General features: G+C 56.3%; 1 pseudogene. It reads right to left on the bottom strand.

The window, feature by feature from the left end:
- Positions 1-64: 64 nt before the first annotated feature.
- Positions 65-531 (bottom strand): annotated as a pseudogene (locus tag EXE44_RS17950) (ribonucleotide-diphosphate reductase subunit alpha); the annotation flags it as partial.

Here is a 531-nt window from a genome sequence, read left to right as displayed (position 1 = left end):
GGGATGTCGACCTGGAGTCGAAGACAGAGACCGGGACGGTATGCGAACCGATTACGAGTAGCGATCAGCTCTCACAGGCCCGACACTCGAGAATGTCTCGGCTGAACTTCTGCGCGGCGTTCACACTGTGCTGATAGTAGAGGCTCTTGACCCCTTTCTTCCAAGCCTCTATGTAGAGCTGATTGATCTCCTTGACGCTCACTTCGCTCGGGTCGATCGAGACGTTCACGCTCTGTGATTGGTCGATGTGTTTCTGCCTCTGTGCCGCCTGGTTGATTATCGCCATCTGCGGTATCTCGGCGAAGGTCTTGAACACCTCTTTCTCTCTGTCCGTCAGACAGTCGAGATGCTGGACGCTCCCGTCTTTATTCGCGATGCTGTCCCAGACCTCGCGGGTGTCCTTGCCCCGCTCGGCCAGTATCGCTTGAAGGAATCTGTTCTTCTGCGTCGACTTCAGCTTCGCACCGTCTCGCACGAAGTAGTTCGATTTCAGCGGCTCGATGCTCGGGCTGACCTGACCCAGAATGACGC

The organism is Halorubrum sp. SS7 (genome assembly GCF_005435055.1).
Taxonomy (GTDB): Archaea; Halobacteriota; Halobacteria; order Halobacteriales; family Haloferacaceae; genus Halorubrum; species Halorubrum salinarum.
Note: the sequence above shows the minus strand (reverse complement) of the source record. Positions and strands in the feature narration are given on the sequence as shown.